Source organism: Xylanibacter muris, from assembly GCF_013166605.1.
In the GTDB taxonomy this organism is placed as follows: Bacteria; Bacteroidota; Bacteroidia; order Bacteroidales; family Bacteroidaceae; genus Prevotella; species Prevotella muris.
Map to the genome: position 1 here is coordinate 49,649 of NZ_JABKKF010000004.1, position 17,117 is coordinate 66,765.

Annotated in this window: 13 protein-coding genes; 5 read left to right on the forward strand and 8 right to left on the reverse strand. The window is 47.2% G+C overall.

Annotated features, from left to right (window positions below; genetic code table 11):
* Positions 1-28: 28 nt before the first annotated feature.
* The gene (locus HPS56_RS05580; RefSeq protein WP_172275178.1) at positions 29-1,711 is read right to left on the reverse strand and encodes an ABC transporter ATP-binding protein; all 1,683 of its coding nucleotides are present in this window, start codon (positions 1,709-1,711) and stop codon (positions 29-31) included.
* 53 nt (positions 1,712-1,764) lie between these two features.
* Positions 1,765-2,658, reverse strand: a complete 894-nt coding sequence (locus HPS56_RS05585; protein WP_172275179.1) for an NAD kinase — start codon at positions 2,656-2,658, stop codon at positions 1,765-1,767.
* Positions 2,659-2,829: 171 nt separating this feature from the next.
* On the opposite strand from HPS56_RS05585, the gene HPS56_RS05590 reads away from it, so the two are divergent.
* The 5 genes from HPS56_RS05590 to HPS56_RS05610 all read left to right on the forward strand — a co-directional run bounded on the left by HPS56_RS05590 (position 2,830) and on the right by HPS56_RS05610 (position 9,031).
* Positions 2,830-3,543 carry a pyridoxine 5'-phosphate synthase gene (locus HPS56_RS05590; protein WP_172275180.1) on the forward strand — a complete coding sequence of 238 codons (714 nt, stop codon included), beginning with the start codon at positions 2,830-2,832 and terminating at the stop codon, positions 3,541-3,543.
* A gap of 74 nt (positions 3,544-3,617) precedes the next feature.
* Positions 3,618-4,184 (forward strand): DJ-1 family glyoxalase III, encoded by a 567-nt coding sequence (locus HPS56_RS05595; RefSeq protein WP_172275181.1) that lies wholly within the window; start codon positions 3,618-3,620, stop codon positions 4,182-4,184.
* 6 nt (positions 4,185-4,190) lie between these two features.
* The gene (locus HPS56_RS05600; RefSeq protein WP_172275182.1) at positions 4,191-4,871 is read left to right on the forward strand and encodes a 2-C-methyl-D-erythritol 4-phosphate cytidylyltransferase; all 681 of its coding nucleotides are present in this window, start codon (positions 4,191-4,193) and stop codon (positions 4,869-4,871) included.
* Between the two features lie 881 nt (positions 4,872-5,752).
* The gene (gene recG / locus HPS56_RS05605; protein WP_172275183.1) at positions 5,753-7,852 is read left to right on the forward strand and encodes an ATP-dependent DNA helicase RecG; all 2,100 of its coding nucleotides are present in this window, start codon (positions 5,753-5,755) and stop codon (positions 7,850-7,852) included.
* A gap of 243 nt (positions 7,853-8,095) precedes the next feature.
* On the forward strand, positions 8,096-9,031 hold the full coding sequence (locus HPS56_RS05610; RefSeq protein WP_172275184.1) for a peptidoglycan DD-metalloendopeptidase family protein: 936 nt from the start codon (positions 8,096-8,098) through the stop codon (positions 9,029-9,031).
* 366 nt (positions 9,032-9,397) lie between these two features.
* On the opposite strand, the gene HPS56_RS05615 is transcribed toward HPS56_RS05610, so the two are convergent.
* The 6 genes from HPS56_RS05615 to HPS56_RS05640 form a co-directional block, all read right to left on the reverse strand.
* The gene (locus HPS56_RS05615; protein ID WP_172275185.1) at positions 9,398-10,060 is read right to left on the reverse strand and encodes a hypothetical protein; all 663 of its coding nucleotides are present in this window, start codon (positions 10,058-10,060) and stop codon (positions 9,398-9,400) included.
* Between the two features lie 13 nt (positions 10,061-10,073).
* The gene (locus HPS56_RS05620; RefSeq protein ID WP_172275186.1) at positions 10,074-10,718 is read right to left on the reverse strand and encodes an RNA polymerase sigma factor; all 645 of its coding nucleotides are present in this window, start codon (positions 10,716-10,718) and stop codon (positions 10,074-10,076) included.
* Between the two features lie 405 nt (positions 10,719-11,123).
* Positions 11,124-11,603 carry a 2-C-methyl-D-erythritol 2,4-cyclodiphosphate synthase gene (gene ispF, locus HPS56_RS05625; protein WP_172275187.1) on the reverse strand — a complete coding sequence of 160 codons (480 nt, stop codon included), beginning with the start codon at positions 11,601-11,603 and terminating at the stop codon, positions 11,124-11,126.
* Positions 11,600-12,775 carry a type IX secretion system outer membrane channel protein PorV gene (gene porV, locus HPS56_RS05630; protein WP_172275188.1) on the reverse strand — a complete coding sequence of 392 codons (1,176 nt, stop codon included), beginning with the start codon at positions 12,773-12,775 and terminating at the stop codon, positions 11,600-11,602. The genes ispF and porV overlap by 4 nt, the downstream gene beginning before the upstream one ends.
* A gap of 54 nt (positions 12,776-12,829) precedes the next feature.
* The gene (gene porU, locus HPS56_RS05635) at positions 12,830-16,489 is read right to left on the reverse strand and encodes a type IX secretion system sortase PorU (RefSeq protein ID WP_172275189.1); all 3,660 of its coding nucleotides are present in this window, start codon (positions 16,487-16,489) and stop codon (positions 12,830-12,832) included.
* Positions 16,486-17,103 (reverse strand): fumarylacetoacetate hydrolase family protein, encoded by a 618-nt coding sequence (locus HPS56_RS05640; RefSeq protein WP_172275190.1) that lies wholly within the window; start codon positions 17,101-17,103, stop codon positions 16,486-16,488. The genes porU and HPS56_RS05640 overlap by 4 nt, the downstream gene beginning before the upstream one ends.
* Between the last annotated feature and the right edge of the window lie 14 nt (positions 17,104-17,117).

Here is a 17,117-nt window from a genome sequence, read left to right on the forward strand (position 1 = left end):
TATGCAACTAATGGTTTGCCAAACAATGTCATTCTCCCAATTTCAGTGTCTTGTCGCAATATCCGATAACGGCCGGACGGTGGGTAATAAATATTATTGTCTTGTCATTGTCGCCGAGAATGTTCTTAAGAAGCCTTTTCTCCGTTTCCGCATCAAGCGCACTCGTCGCCTCGTCAAACAGCATGATGCTCCTGCCTCTCAACAGGGCACGGGCCACGGCTATGCGTTGCGCCTGCCCTTCGCTCAGACCGCCCCCGCCCTCGGATGTTTCCGTGTCGAGACCGTCAGGCAGACTCATCACAAAGTCCGCACAGGCCTTTACAAGAACCTCCTTCATTTCCAGCTCCGTGGCGTCAGGCTTTGCAAGAAGAAGATTGTCGCGTATCGTGCCGCTGAGCAGCGTATTTCCCTGTGGAACATAAACGAAATTCCCACGCAGCAACGGTGATGCCTCAGCCGTCCGGCCTGTGGCATCGTAGACGGATATGTCACCGCTTACAGGGCGCACAAGCGCAAGAAGCAGACGTATAAGGGTGGTCTTTCCCGCTCCTGTCTCACCGAGAATAGCGGTACAGCTTCCCGGAGTGAAATCGAACGACAATCCGTCTATCACCTTACGAGAACCGTTATCATATATATATGTGACATTCTCAAGCCTTACACCGCACGGGCTGTCCATCATCACGGGCGCGCCCTGCTCTTCCTCCGGTATTTCCTCAAGCTCCATCAGCCTCTCCGCCGCCGTGAACACACCAACGAAAGCCGGTGCGAGACGTGTAAGGTCACGGGCCGGAGACTGTATCCTGTAAACCAGCTGAAGAAAAGCCGTCATAGCCCCGAAAGTTATCACACCGTCGGCAAGACGCACCGCACTCCACAGAAAGGCGACAAGATATCCTATGGAAAAACCGGAATTGAGAAAAAGATTCGAATAAACAGAGAACTTAGTACGCCTGCGCACATGATTACGCAAAGTGCTCTGCCCGCTATCGAGACGCGACACCATAAGACGGCCACATTCAAGGGTCTTTATCAGCATCCTGTGCTGGACGGTTTCCTGAAGCATGCTTTGCACATGGCTGTCGCTGTGGCGCACACGGCGTGAGAACTTCCGCATCCTCGAAATATAGAAACGGCTTGCAAAAATGAACACCGGCAATATGGCAACGGTCACAACCGCAAGAAAAGAATCCATCTGCAAAAGATAGAGAAAAGCTCCGGCAAACAATGCCGCCACAGAAACGGTATTCGGAACAGTCTCGGTGAGAAATACTACGACAGTGTTCACGTCAAACTCAAGCCTGTTTATCACATCACCGCTATGATAGCGCTCACGCCCCCTCCACTCAGAACGCAACAGCCGGCCGAGCATCTGCCTCTGCATGCGGTTTTGGGCCTTGATACCCAATATGTTCTTAATCCATACACCGGATATATGAATGGCAAAATCGCAAAGTATCAAGACAGCCATAAACCCGACAGCAAAATACAGCGAGCCGGAAGACGCCCCCGACGCAATGTCTATGGCATGCTGCATTGCCCATACCGTGGCAAGGCTCACGGCTACGCCCGCCAGTCCGAGCACGGCATTAAGCAAAGCCTGCCGGCGGTTGCCGCGCCATGCCCTCCACAGCCACCTTAGAGTGACACGTGCCGAATACCGGTGATTGTCCGGCATACGAAAAAGCTTCTTCAAACCGAGCGTCCACATACCTTATATAATATTATATCCTTTAAAAAAGCTCCACTGCAGTAACACATTTATTATATATTCCTGCTGTCAGCACCCCACATCATTTTCTCACGTATGGTACTGAAATACTTCTGACCGCTTCTTTTCACTATGTTCACATTATATGATGCCCTCCGCAATATCAGGCTTGTACCCTCCTTGCACTTCGTCGAACGCCCGTCGATCGCAACAAGGAAGCTGTGGCTGCGACTTTCCACGTCGAGCCTTATCTCAGCACTGTCCGGAATAACAATCGGACGTGTGTTCAGGCTATGCGGCGCCACGGCCGTCAACGCGAATACATTTGTTCCCGGCACTATTATCGGACCGCCGTTTGACAGAGAATAGGCCGTTGACCCGGTGGGAGTGCTGACGATAAGCCCGTCGGCCTGATATGTGGTGAGATATTCTCCTCCGATTGACGTATGTATGGAAATCATCGAGGCACTGTCGCGCTTAAGTATCGCCACATCGTTAAGGGCGTAAACAGAACCATTGAATGCCACATCTGCGTCTGCAGACACATGGATTGCCTTACGGCTGTCTATCATATAGTCTCCACTGTATAAAGAGCGTATACATTCCTCTATCTCGGCAGGACATACATCGGCAAGGAATCCCAAACGTCCCATATTCACTCCGACAATAGGAATCTCCTTATCCCCGACACGACCGGCCGCCTTAAGAAACGTACCGTCACCGCCCATGGAGATTACGAAATCGGCATCAAAGCCATCACCGTCAAACATACGGCCGGAAGATGTGCCCACCATGCCCGTATCCATGAGAAAAGTGTAATATTCCCTGTCTATATATACCTCTGCCCCATACCTTGAAAGGCATGAGATTATTTTCTGTATTGAAGAAGACTTCTTAACCTGATATGTGTTGCCGAAAATAGCAAATCTTAGTTTCCCGGATGTCATAAAAAATACCTTTTTTTTAATATCTTTTCGATTTGCCTTTCATTTATTCGGCAAACATTTAGTAACTTTGCGAAAATTCTTTCCAACAAAGAAAAACAGCCATAAAATCCCACTCTTAGGGCGCAAAGATAGTACAATTAAAAGAGAATACAAAATAAAAGCAAACGAAATATGACAAAGTTAAGCGTTAACATCAACAAGGTGGCGACAATACGCAACGCCAGAGGAGCCAACAATCCCGACATACTGAAGGTGGCGTCAGACTGCGAATTGTTCGGAGCACAAGGAATAACCGTACATCCCCGCCCTGATGAACGCCACATCAGATATCAGGATGTAAGAGACATCCGCCCTATGATAAAAACAGAACTGAACATCGAAGGCAACCCCATAGCCAAGTATATAGACCTGGTACTTGAGGTGAGACCAGCGCAGGTGACACTCGTTCCTGACTCCCACGACCAGATTACATCAAACCACGGATGGGACACGAAAAACAACATCACATTCCTAACTGATGTCATCGGCAGATTCAAGGAGGCCGGCATACGCACTTCAATATTTGTCGACGCAGATGCGGAAATGGTAGGATACGCAAAGAAATGCGGTACAGACAGGGTGGAGCTCTACACGGAGCCGTATGCCGCAAACTACCGCAACGGCCGGGCGGAAGCCATTGCTCCGTTCACCGATGCGGCCATGGCGGCACGCGAGCTGGGTCTCGGCCTGAATGCTGGCCATGACCTGAGCCTTGAAAACCTTCACTATTTCCATCAAAACATTCCGTGGATTGACGAGGTGAGCATCGGCCATGCCATCATCTGCGACGCCCTGTACATGGGCTTGCGGAACACTATCGGGAAATATCTTGAGGCCCTGAAATGACGGCACAAAAAAACAAAGGGAAGCAGAATCCGCCATACAGACAACAATAGAAATACAAAAAAACAACAGCGACAATGAGCAAAGCATTAGTATTCATGGCCGACGGCTTCGAAGACATCGAAGCACTGGCGACAGTCGATATCCTCCGCCGCGGAGGAATAGACGTGACAACCGTAAGCATAACAGGACACAAAGACGTGGAGAGTGCCCACGGAGTGAAAATAACAGCCGACGCGACATTCGAAGAGACGGACACCGGTGAGGCCACACTGCTGATACTGCCGGGAGGGATGCCCGGAGCAGCCAACCTTAACGCACACGAGGGACTGAAGAAAGCCCTCATCGAGCATAACAGACAGAACAGGATGATCGCCGCCATCTGTGCCGCACCGATGGTGCTCGGAGGGCTCGGACTTCTTGACGGCCGGCGCGCTACATGCTACCCCGGATTCGAACAGTATCTCGGCAGCGCGGCATACACAGGAGAGCTGTGCACCACCGACGGCAACATCACGACAGGTGAGGGACCGGCAGCTACTTTCCCGTTTGCATACGCATTGCTCGAACAGCTGACAGACAGCGACAAAACGGCCCAAATTGCAGACGGTATGATGTTTACACATCTGATGAAGACAAAATAACAAGGAATGACCCGCGATTACATAATAATTGTCGCCGGAGGAAAAGGACTGCGCATGGAAAGCGACATTCCGAAACAGTTTCTTCCAATAATGGGAACACCGGTGCTCATGCGCACCATGAAGCGGTTTCACGACTACAGCAACAAGCTTCAAATAATACTTGTGCTGCCTGAAAGCCAACAGGAATATTGGACAGGACTGTGCAAAAGCCATTCCTTCGACATTCCCTATACCCTCGCCACCGGAGGACCGACGAGATTTCACTCTGTGAAAAACGGTCTCGACATGATTCCCGCCGATGCGGAGGGAACCGTCGGGGTGCATGACGGAGTAAGGCCGTTTCCCGACATAGAAGTTATAAGACGGTGCTATGATGCCGCAAGAACAACCGGAGCCGCAATACCTGTGACACCGGTTGTGGAAACACTAAGGCATATCACCTCCGGAACCGCCGACCGCAGTGCATACAGACTCGTACAAACCCCACAGGTTTTCACCGTCGATGTGCTTCGCAAGGCCTACATGCAGGAATATACGGAAACATTCACAGACGATGCCTCGGTGGTGGAACATGCCGGACACCGCGTCACCATGATTGACGGCAACAGGGAAAATATAAAAATCACCACCCCGTTTGACATAGCCGTTGCCGAAGCGATAATAAAAAAGGCATCCTCCACACATTAATATATAGTATACCTCCGGGAACCGGACAAGCCGTAGGACATCACCAATGCATGAATATACTGCAGCAATCAGACAAAAGGCTTTTCTGTGACGGACGAAGTTCGTTAATTTATCTTAAACGGACGATACACCGTAAAATTTTGAAATCTATTTACAGTTTTAATGTATGTAAAATTCTCTTCCGATGAACATGCTATTCATGCTCGATGAATAGCATGTTCATCGCCCGTGAATGGCCTATTCATCAAACGAGAATAGGCCATTCTTTTTGGCACACTTTTTATCAGCCGATAACACACTATATATCAATTCGTTACGTTTATATAAAAACTCACGGAACTCATTTATTTTTACTCTGTGAATTTTTATTACATATCACATCAGTAAATATATATTGCGTTTGACATATACAGCAACATTTTATTCATTTTACCCCGGATTTCCCGTCATGGCAATATTCAAGCAGGATTGACATCGCCCATTTGGATAGCCGAAGAAGTTGGATTGCAGCATTCATCCAACATGTAGGGACATGCCTTTGGCATGTGTCGGAGGGGAAAGACAGATGTTTTACACATGACACGTGCCAAAGGCATGCCCCTCACCATGTATGAGCATTTCCATTTGCAGACACACCTGATGCCTCCACACACCCTCTTACTTTCTCTCCCCTTCTGGGAATCGAAAAGGCTCATTCTCTTTTCTGGGAACCGAAAAGGCTCATCCTTCTTTTTTCATGGGAACCGTAGGAAACTCTTTCACAATATTTTGCGGAATTTGTTTGTATATCTCAGGTATTTTGACGAATTTTGTATATAGAATCGCACATATAATACAACAACTTATATACATTACATAAATCTACAATATAAAGACAATAAATGCCTGACATACTTGAATCGGAAATAAAATACCTACCAGGAGTAGGCCCGCAAAGGAAAAAGATACTGAGCACCGAGCTTGATATCCACACCTTTGAAGACCTGCTGCAGAACTTTCCATATAAGTATGTTGACCGTAGCCGGATATACCGAATAAGAGAAATAACGGGCGAGATGCCGTTCGTGCAGATTGCCGGACAAATTCTAAGCTTCGAGTCGTTCGACATGGGAGCATACAAGAAAAGAGTCGTGGCGCATTTCACCGACGGAGAAAAAATAATGGACCTCACATGGTTCAACGGCGGCAGATATGCCATGAAGACATATAAACCAAGAACAAACTATATCGTTTTCGGCAAGCCGACCGTATTCAACGGACGCATAAACATTGTGCATCCGGAAATAGACCCGGTGGAAGAGACACAAACATCAGGCATGGGCATGCAGCCCTATTACTCCACTACGGAGAAGATGAAAAAACAGGGACTGACCTCACGCTCTATAGAAAAACTCACAAAAAACCTTCTCGACAGACTTAAGAACCCTATTCCGGAGACCATTTGCTGCGATATCCTGTCACGCCTGCATCTCATCTCGCGGGACGAGGCTTTAAGAACCATACACTATCCGAAAAACACGAAGCTCCTGGAACAGGCACGCATAAGACTAAAGTTCGAGGAACTGTTTTTCGTGCAGCTTAATATCGTCAGATATGCCAGCGACCACAGACGCAAGTTCCGCGGCTACACATTCAACCATATCGGTGATATTTTCAACGGTTTCTACCACAATTGCCTGCCGTTCCAACTTACCGAAGCCCAAAAACGTGTGATACGCGAGATAAGGCAGGACGTAGGCTCGGGACGTCAGATGAACCGTCTGCTGCAGGGAGACGTAGGCTCGGGAAAGACACTGGTGGCCCTGATGACCATGCTGATAGCGCTCGACAACGGTTTCCAGGCATGCATAATGGCACCTACAGAGATTCTCGCAGAACAACATCTTGCCACCATAAGACAGTTGCTCGGTGGCATGAACATCACCACCGAACTGCTTACGGGCATGGTGAAGGGCAAGAAACGCAAAGAAGTGCTCGACAGACTTGAAAACGGGGAGATAAATATACTCGTAGGCACACACGCAATTATAGAGGACACCGTACGCTTCTCGCGCCTCGGCCTCGTGGTTGTGGACGAACAACACAGATTCGGTGTGGAACAACGGGCAAGACTGTGGAGCAAAAGCGAGAATCCGCCACACGTACTCGTCATGACTGCCACTCCGATACCGCGAACACTGGCAATGACCCTATACGGTGATCTGGACGTGAGCGTAATAGACGAGCTTCCGCCCGGACGCAAACCCATAGTCACACGACACTTCTACGACAACGGCATGGCAAGCCTTTACAGCGGCATACGCCAACAGATAAATCTCGGAAGACAGGCCTATATAGTATTTCCACTAATAGAAGAAAGCGAGAAAACCGACCTGAAGAATCTTGAGGACGGATATGAAATCCTGTGCCATACTTTTCCGGAATTCAAACTCAGCAAGGTACACGGCCGGATGAAGCCACGTGACAAGGAAGAGGAAATGAATAAGTTTGTATGCGGCGAGACACAGATTCTCGTTGCCACCACGGTGATAGAAGTCGGTGTAAACGTCCCGAACGCATCCGTGATGGTCATCCTTGACGCACAACGTTTCGGACTCTCCCAATTACACCAGCTGCGCGGACGAGTCGGACGCGGTGCCGAACAGTCTTTCTGCATTCTCGTGACAAACAGCAAGATGAGCGACGACACCCGCAAGCGTATTGATATAATGTGTGATACGAACGACGGATTCCGCATAGCCGAGGCAGACCTGAAACTGCGCGGACCAGGCGACCTCGAAGGAACACAACAAAGCGGAATGGCCTTCGACCTTAAGATAGCCGATATAGCACGCGACGGACAAATAGTGCAAATGGCACGTGATGAGGCACAGAGAATAATCGAAGACGATCCGGAATGCAACAGTCAGAAATACGCAATGTTGTGGGACAGATTAAGGCAACTGAAGAAGAATGACATCAACTGGGCGGCCATATCATGACTCCCAATAAAAAGACCTATATAATCAGATTCTGGAAGAATAAAAAAACGAAAGGTAAGGGGCTTACTGTTAAATATCCTTTAGATTGTGTTAATAATACACTTACTTCGGATTATTTTTATTATCTTTGCAAACGTTGATATATTAATGTGAAAACATAATCAAGCATAATTGGATTATTAATTATCTGATTGCTTTCACAACCGAACCTAAGGGCAACTAACCCTGACCAAAATTGTAAATATGAATTTTAAGAAACTTAAAACAATAGCGTTTTTGGCGTTCATGTCTATTTCAACCATCCCCATGTCGGGACAAGACCTCTTGGCACGTCAGGCTCCTATTGACAAAAAAATGAAAGCAGTTGACTCCGTGGCATTACACAGGCTCATTCAGGCCGAACAAATGGAGACACCGTCCGCTGACCTGTATGAGGACTGGAACAACAGATATGCACACCGTGCAACAGCCCTTCCCGACTCATTCAGAATAAATCTGAAGAATTTCTGCATGCCGACACCGAGCCGCGTCATCACTTCCAACTTCGGAAGCCGTTGGGGACGACAGCATAAAGGAATTGACGTAAAAGTATACACAGGAGATACAATACGTGCCGCATTCAACGGAAAGGTGCGAATAGTAAGATACGAAGCCGCAGGATATGGCAAATATGTCGTGATAAGGCACAACAACGGTTTGGAGACCATCTACGGCCACATGTCAAAACATCTGGTGGCAGAGAACGATGAGGTGCGTGCAGGCGATCCGATAGGACTTGGAGGCAACACCGGACGAAGCACCGGTTCACACCTGCACTTTGAGACACGCCTGTGCGGAGTGGCGCTCAATCCGGCACTGATGTTCGATTTCAGAAATCAGGATGTGGTGGACGACTATTACATGTTCCGTAAAAACACATACGAGGGTGAATCAATTGCCGCAAACCGTCTGCGCGGTACAGGCAGCAGAAAATACGGCTCTGACGAGGATGTGGAACTGGCAACAGCCGCCCCGGCAGCAACATACAGCACTTCCGTGCGTTTCCACAAGGTGAAATCAGGAGAGACCCTTTCAAGCATTGCAAAGAAGCGCAAGACGACTGTAAACGCAATATGCAAGTTGAACAGAATCGGGAAGAATATCAGACTAATGCCCGGACAGATACTGAAATACAAATAAAAACTAATTCTACACACAAAATAGACTGTCATACGAGGCTGCGCCCGAGACAGAACTGAGCCTTGAAGGTCCGTACAAAACCTTCAAGGCTCAGTTCTTTGTATGCCCGGCAAAAACCACTCACACACTCATATATTGGCGGCCCGCCTATAAATCAAGGGCTCAGTTCCCACTCCGGGATGAGCTTTTTATTTGCATAAACACATGTGCTTCCACATTCCCGTCCTTTCTCTCCCCTTCGGGGAACCGGAGGAGCTCCTTCCAACATGTAGGGACATCGCTTTGCGATGTGTCAAGCGCGTATAATGAATCAGGATAATGACGCAGTTGCGAAAACTGCCATTACGCCAACAACAAGCTTTTTCATTATGGCATTACCGCCTTAACGGTATCCCGTCTGTATTGAAGTTGCTCCTCAAGCTGTCTGAGAACATTCTCCGCCTCTCCGGCATATCGTCCTTTTTCCTTTTTTAAATCCCTGAGCTGTATTACAGCCTCTTCAATACGTCCGGCTCCTATAAAAACATGTATGCGTAACCATGTGAGGCTATAGATATCGTTTTTGTTAAGATCTTGCATAAGAAGAAGTCTGTCAATGCTGTTCAACGCCTGCCGATACTTACCTTTCTCTATCGATGTAAATATGCCTTGCATAGTATCAACAGGGACTGACGTTCCGCATTCCGCGCCATGATTGCCGGTAAAAGTAATCATACCCTGCCCGTACCTTCGCATCGGGACCAACAAGATCAATGCGACAATGAAACATGCGGCAATGCCTGCAACAGTAGATACGAGCCATATTTTTTTATTCTTGCGTGCGGTGATGTCATGCTCCCATTGACGCATTTTCCGTTTCTTATCAGCCATCGAACAGATATTGTCGGATATGCTCATTTCAAGAAGCACCTCTTCCATTAATTCCGGACTTTTATCCATCTCAGCCTTAAAGTTCCTCTCCTCTTTGTATGTCATCTCACCGCGTACATAGCGGTCGACAACATCCTGTTTTTCAATGTCGTATTCCATATTCCTGCCATTTTTATATGTCTGACGGAACTTTCAGTCCCGCCATTGAAAAAGCCTCTCTTATTCTTGTCTTCAGTTTCTTTACGCACTTATACTTACTTGTTTTCAGTCCGTCGTAAGACGAGTTATTCATGCGTTCCACGAGTATCTCTTCGAGTGTTTTCTTCTCATAGTAGAACATTGTGAGTATCTCCACGCACCGTTGGGGCATTGTCTTTACACATTGTCCCACAATTTTGTCGCGTGTAATGTCGGGATCATCATCGGGAAATATCACTATGTCGGTATAAGAGTCCAATTCAACCGTATTACGGCACTGTCTCAGCCGGTCGTGGTATTTATTAGATACTGTCTGCATGAAAAATCCGGCTATTCCGGTAGGATATACTGTACCGTCCGTTCTTCTGGCGAAGACTCCGTCAGCATCGGAAAAGATGTCTCCTCTCTCCATCTTCTCCCACATTATAATATATGCCTCCTGAAACAGGTCCTTCATGTCGTCAAATGAAAGACCTCCGTATTTTGACGTGTTTTTAAGAAACATCTCGCGACATTTCTCATATAATGAGCATTGTATACGGCTGTCGCGCGCCTTTATGCCCTCAACATATTCGGAATCGGTAAACCCTTTCCGTCGTATTTTAAAAAAATCTGTCATCTCCTTCCCTAAACTGTTGTATGATGCTCCATTATTTCAGACCAATGACGCAATGATATATGCCTGCTTAATATTTGTCGTCCATCATAATCAGACACGACATTACATTCTATATATTAGAGCATTACCTACGGCCTTATATATCATATAAAACGTTTTTATGATTCTATTTATTGTACAGGCCTGTAAACATTTTATTGCCCTACAACTGATATTGCAGACGTCTGTGATGTTTGTATGTCACATACGTGCCACATTCTTCCCTGCAAACATCATTTCCGCACAAGCAACCTGAATGTTACGGAATAACTGTGGTCAGACATATTCAACACCTTTCATTGAATCATCCATATTCATTATGCTTTCCGATAAAGGATTGTAACCCACAACATAAAAAAACCGTGCTTATCCTTTTTCGATAAGCACGGTTGCGTATGCACTGATACCCTCCTCTCGGCCGGTAAATCCAAGCTTTTCCGTTGTTGTCGCCTTTATTGATATATTATCTTCATCTGTCTGAAGAATATCGGCAAGACAAGCTTTCATGGCAGGCACATGAGGGTTTATTTTCGGACGCTCCGCACATACGGTGGCATCGATATTTCCAATCCTGTAGCCCTTAGCGGAAATCAGCCCGTTTGTTTTCCTGAGCAAAATCTTACTGTCTATATTTAACGTGTCGGCCGATGTGTCTGGGAAATGATATCCTATGTCCCGCATATTGGCCGCCCCGAGCATTGCATCACAGATGGCATGTATGAGCACATCCGCATCGCTGTGTCCCAAAAGGCCCATGACATGGTCTATCCTTATACCTCCAAGCCACAGTTCACGTCCTTCCACAAGCTTGTGGACATCAAATCCGAAACCAACTCTTATTTTCATCTTCTGAACAGATCCTTTATTCCATCCATATCAAAGGCAAGAGAAAAACGCAGGGTCTGGTCAAGAGGATTGCTCTGAGCCGTAGATATCACATAGCCCACATCTAACGAGAACACATTCATGCGGAATCCGCCGCCGACAGTGAAATACTTACGGTTACCCTTGCTCTGACTCTCATGGTGATAGCCGGCACGGAGCGAGAACTGGTCGTGATAGACATACTCTGCACCGACACTCCACTGTATCTCCTCAAGTTCTTCCTTGAAACCGCCAGGAGCATCTCCGAAACTCTTGAAAATACCGGTAATAGCTCCCATGTCACCGTATTCCTTTATCACACGGGCTCTATAATCGGCGGAAGTCTCTCCTTCTTCCTGCTTCGGAACAGTGGGCACAAGAAGCTTGTTGGCGTCGGCAGCTATGGAAAAGCGGTTGTACTCATCTACAGGAATCATCAGCGAGGCTCCGATACGCAGGTTCGCAGGCAGAAACTGGCTTGACTCAGCCCCGAAATAAGATATCTTACTTCCCACATTGCTTATATTCATGCCAAGACCGAGCTGACACTCCCGATTGCCCATGTTGAAATAATTATTGTAGTACATGGCCAAGTCAGCGGCAAAAGCCGATGCCGGTGACGAATCGTCCCTATAGTCATAGCGCAAATCGGAATATATCCAACGTATGCCTGCGGCAATGGAAAATGTCTCGCTAAGCATAAGCGAGTATGCCACGTCTAACGACATCTCGTATGGATTTACCGTCATGGCATTAGCTTCAGTGGATGTAGAGACTTCGCCAAGAGAGAAATAACGCAACGAACCGGAAACGGCACTGTAGTCGCCTATTCGGTAGTATCCGGCAACATAGGCGAGGTCGATGTCGTCCACCAACTGCCTTAGCCACGGAGTGTAGTTCAAAGCCACACCGGCACGGCTTATACAAAACGGGTATTTTGCCGGGTTCCAATATTGTGAATTCACATCCGGATCTGTGGCTACACCGACATCACCCATACCGGCCGAACGTGCATCAGGGGCAATAGTCTGCGAGATGACCGCATGCTCCACCGGATTGAACTCGGTAAGCTTGTCATCCTGTCCATACATGGCAACAGTAAGGCTCAGGCACAAAGCAACGGCAGAGAGCCTTTTATAAAAGAATTTATTCATCTGCTTTATTTTGATTTTAAAAACGCAAGTTAAGTTTTAAACGCGAAACATGCGTCATTTATTGCTTAAGACTATCAATTTCTTGGCCTTCGACGTATAAGATCCGTCACCGTTTTCTATTGTGGCACGATACAGGTATACGCCTGTGCCAACACGACGGCCTCCGCCAACGGTCAGATTCCAGTCAACGGTTATGGTATTCATATCAGGAACGACAGAGTCGGAATGCTTCCAGACAGGACGCCCAGACATGTCAAACACCTCAACAGTGACAGCCACCTCCTCACCGATACGGTCCTGAACTATCATAAACGATGTATGCGTCGTTGCAGGATTATTCGTACACTCGACATTCATTATAGTAGCCTCGGCCTTTGACGACACATTGAAGTCAAGCTCCACCGAAGACGAATTGTTGAGCACGTCCCATGCACGGAAAAGCAACCTGTGGGGACCGTCGGACAACTGTGGCAGACGGAAACCTACATTTCCTGATGTATAACTGCCGAAGTCAAAAGTGAAATAATCATTCAACACGAAGGTAGAGGCCATCTTTCCGTCTATCACCAACAGCATGTCATGACCGATGCTGCCGCCCGAAGCATTAATTCCGTCCTCATCGCTTACCTCCGCCATGAAATACGGTGTGGAATTCACTACGTCTCCGTTGCAGAATGCCGAGGAATTGAGATAGCAGTATATCGACGGGCCTATAGAATCATTGCCTATATCACCCGTACCGTTAAGAACAAAACTGTTGTCCACACCGTTTGCTGTCCTTGTCTTGTCCGCATTCACGGCATAAATGCTTATCTGTCCGGTTCCGTCACTATATGTTATATCCTTTGGCACAATGAACTCAAACCTGAAATCACCGCCACGTATGCTGTCGGTTCCGCTGAATACAATGTTCTGACGGTCATAGTAGGAAAACGGCACAGAGGAGCTCTCACTCTCACCCGCATCGTTATGCTTGCATCTTATCAGTTGCCGCACACCTTTTACCTGTGCCGTCACAAGCCCGCTGAATTCGCTGTCCTTCACACCTCCGTCAAGAACGCGCCCAGACACAGCCACCTTCGTACCGGCCTTGAGAAGTATTTCCCTGCCACTGTCGGTGGCTATTCCGTTGATGGTATCGACAACCGCCTTCATCGTGGGGGCGGCCAGAACCAACGCCGGGTCACCAAGAAGTGTGAACTGCAACTTGTTGGCTGTCTTATCTCTCTTAAGTGTATCCAACGGATCTTTCGGAGCATACGAACTTACAAGTGAATCCTTTGCAAGACGTACTGCCTCACCGATGGAAATAGGCTTGCCGTTCCTTTTTGAAAACACGTTCTTCATGAACTCATAGTTCATCTTCTCATTCTCGGAAGCATATACCGTGCGGGTAGTCCCAAAAAACGCCACAGCTCCGCCGGAAGGATTAAGAACCGCCGCCTCTCCTATATTTTCTGTCTGTCCGTCAAACGGTAGGATGTCGCATGCCGCTGTCACCCACAAAGGCAAACGTTTGGTCTTGATGTCTCTGAAATCAGCCAGTTTAAGAACCATCTCATGAGATATGGCATACTCGACACCATGACCGGTATAATTCATAACAAGAGCACCGTTGCTCATATATTGCCGGGCAAGCTTGGTCACCTCCGGATACGTCTTGCCGGTAGACGACGACTCACGTGTATAAGCGTCCCACATTATGCGCTTGATATCAAGTGAGGGATACTTCTTTTCTATCATCTGAGCTATGCCTTCAGCCTGTTTCATGTGAGTATTGTAGTTTCCGTCATCGGCCATGAACACCACAGTATTCTGCCATGCTCCGGCATCAGCATTACTCATATATGCCTCCACCTTATCCACCATTATCCTTGCCTCATCCGGCGTTCTAACAGGAAAACGTCCGACAGCGATGTCCGGCTGACCGAAGAAACGGTTCAAGCCTCCGGTAGTATTCTCGATACGCTCACCGTCATCAAGCAGACAAAAGAAATCGTCCGACACATAACAGTCTGTGGCACTGAAAGAGTTCTCACTCTCAAAACAAGGCAGGAAATCGTCCGGAGAATAACCTTTCCATGCCGGTGAGAGCATCCTGTTGTCCCATGCTCCGTCGCCAAACATCACAAGATATTTAGGCATTTCCTCTTCTGTAGAAGCACGGTCGTAAAGCATCTTCATGTAACGCCGTATGGCGGTGGCGTCAGGTGTCCCGCTGGAAAACTCATTATACAGTTCATCCAAAGGTACTATCCTCACCTTCATATTGTCATGCTTCTCATGCAATGCCTTAAGACGTTCCGCCTGCGGCATGAGCTTTTGGGTGGTAGGCACAACAATCACCATATCTACGCTCGTATCAGCATGATGATTCTGGTTTGTTATGACATAGACATAAGACGGAGACGGGAAAGTGCCGTTCTCCAAATCAGGAAGCGGTGCAGACTCCGATGAATGCAATGTAATATAGTCAAGACGCATGTTGCTTCCATTGACCTGTGTTACGGTCACCTTATTGGATGCCTGCAAATTCTTGACCACAAAAAGACCGGTAGCCACTTCAGCCCTGTCGTATTTCGTATTCGGTGGATTTGCGATACGTATTGTTCCTACCACGCTGTCGTTAATGCTTACCTCAGCCTCTGAACGCAAGTCAGAAGTAAGAACAACCCTCAGCCTGCCGGGACCGGAGGCTGCCGCAGGAACAGTGTAATCATTAGGAACACCAATCTTATACAACCGTGAGTCATACAGATTTCTTCCTCCTGCAAACCATGCGTAATTATCCACCTCATACAAGGTGTTATGATTCTCGGATGCATATTTCAACTCTGTCAGGAAATCATCTTTATCTACTGTCAGAGGCCCTGCATCATCCGATGTAAGAAAATAATATCCGTTATTTGAATAAGGATTCCTCACCCTGTTGTTACTGCTGTCCCAAGATACTGGCCCCCTGGCATAAAAAAGATATTTCCCACCGACAATACATACAGGAACTTCAGGCAGGTCCTTTACCGAACGCATATAGGCATCCGTAAGAACTTCCGGCTGCAAGGCACCTCCGTATCCGTATATCTTCACCTTTGACAAATCCTTGAAACCTGCCCGGCGTATCAATTCATCGGTAATCTGATATACACCGGAAGCAGGTACGCTTATTTTCACCCAACGCCCTGAACGCAATACTGATTCTGACGGATAACGCTCGGTGACAGACGCCTTTCCTTTAAAGCCTGCTCCAGACACACGTACACTGTTTTTAGAACATTGTCCGTTTCCAGAAAAATTACCATCTCCTGGAAAAACGTCACTTATATGGCGTGCCTTCACCGAAAGCTTAAAACTCACAAGTTTCTGATACTTGCCTTCACGGAAAACAAGAGGTACAAAAGAAACACACAACGACCCTACTTTCCTGGCAACAGCCATATCGGAATACACCACAGGCATCTCAGGAAGCGAATCTCGTGTTATATTCTTATATCTTCTGATATCGGTATCGCTCATATCGATAAACTCCGGATAGTCTATCGATACGCTATAAACAGAATCTGCATAGTCGACACCGACCCTATGCATATATGTAAAATATGGCAAATCACCATCTATCCTGACCTGCTGCGCGGTCAGGTTGAAAAAACCTTGGGCTGATGAGTTCACGGCAACGGAAAGCGCCATGATTAAAGTCAGGATAAATCTTATGCTCATTTACAATTAAACTCTAATACTTTACGGTCTTCAAGAAAACCGGTAATATGGTCATCAATATGCACCGGACCGACTCCTGCCGGAGTACCGGTATAAATAATATCACCGGTTTTAAGGGTGAAAAAACGACTTATATATGAAACTAAATAGTCCACCTTGAAAAGCATATCACTCGTACATCCCTCCTGAACAGTGCTGCCGTTTATGTCAAGGCGGAAATGGATAGCCTGAATATCACGGAACTTTTCCACGCCAACCCACTCTCCTATGGCTGCAGAACCGTCAAACCCTTTTGAAAGTTCCCAGGGCTGTCCGGCAGCCCTCAGTTTCCTCTGAATATCGCGTGCCGTAAAATCCACTCCGACCGTCACCGCATCATAATATCTGTGGGCAAAACGTTCCGGTATGCTCTTTCCCAAACGGCATATACGCACAACCAGTTCCGTCTCATAATCTACCTGTTTACTCCAGTCTGGAATAAAAAAAGGCTTATGGTCCTTGAGCAGCGCCGAGTCTGCTTTAGTGAAGACAACAGGCTCCTCTGTCTTATATAACGTTCCGTCAAGCTCTTTATTGTGCAAGAGATAGTTCATTCCTATTGCAAAAATCTTCATCTGTATGATATTTG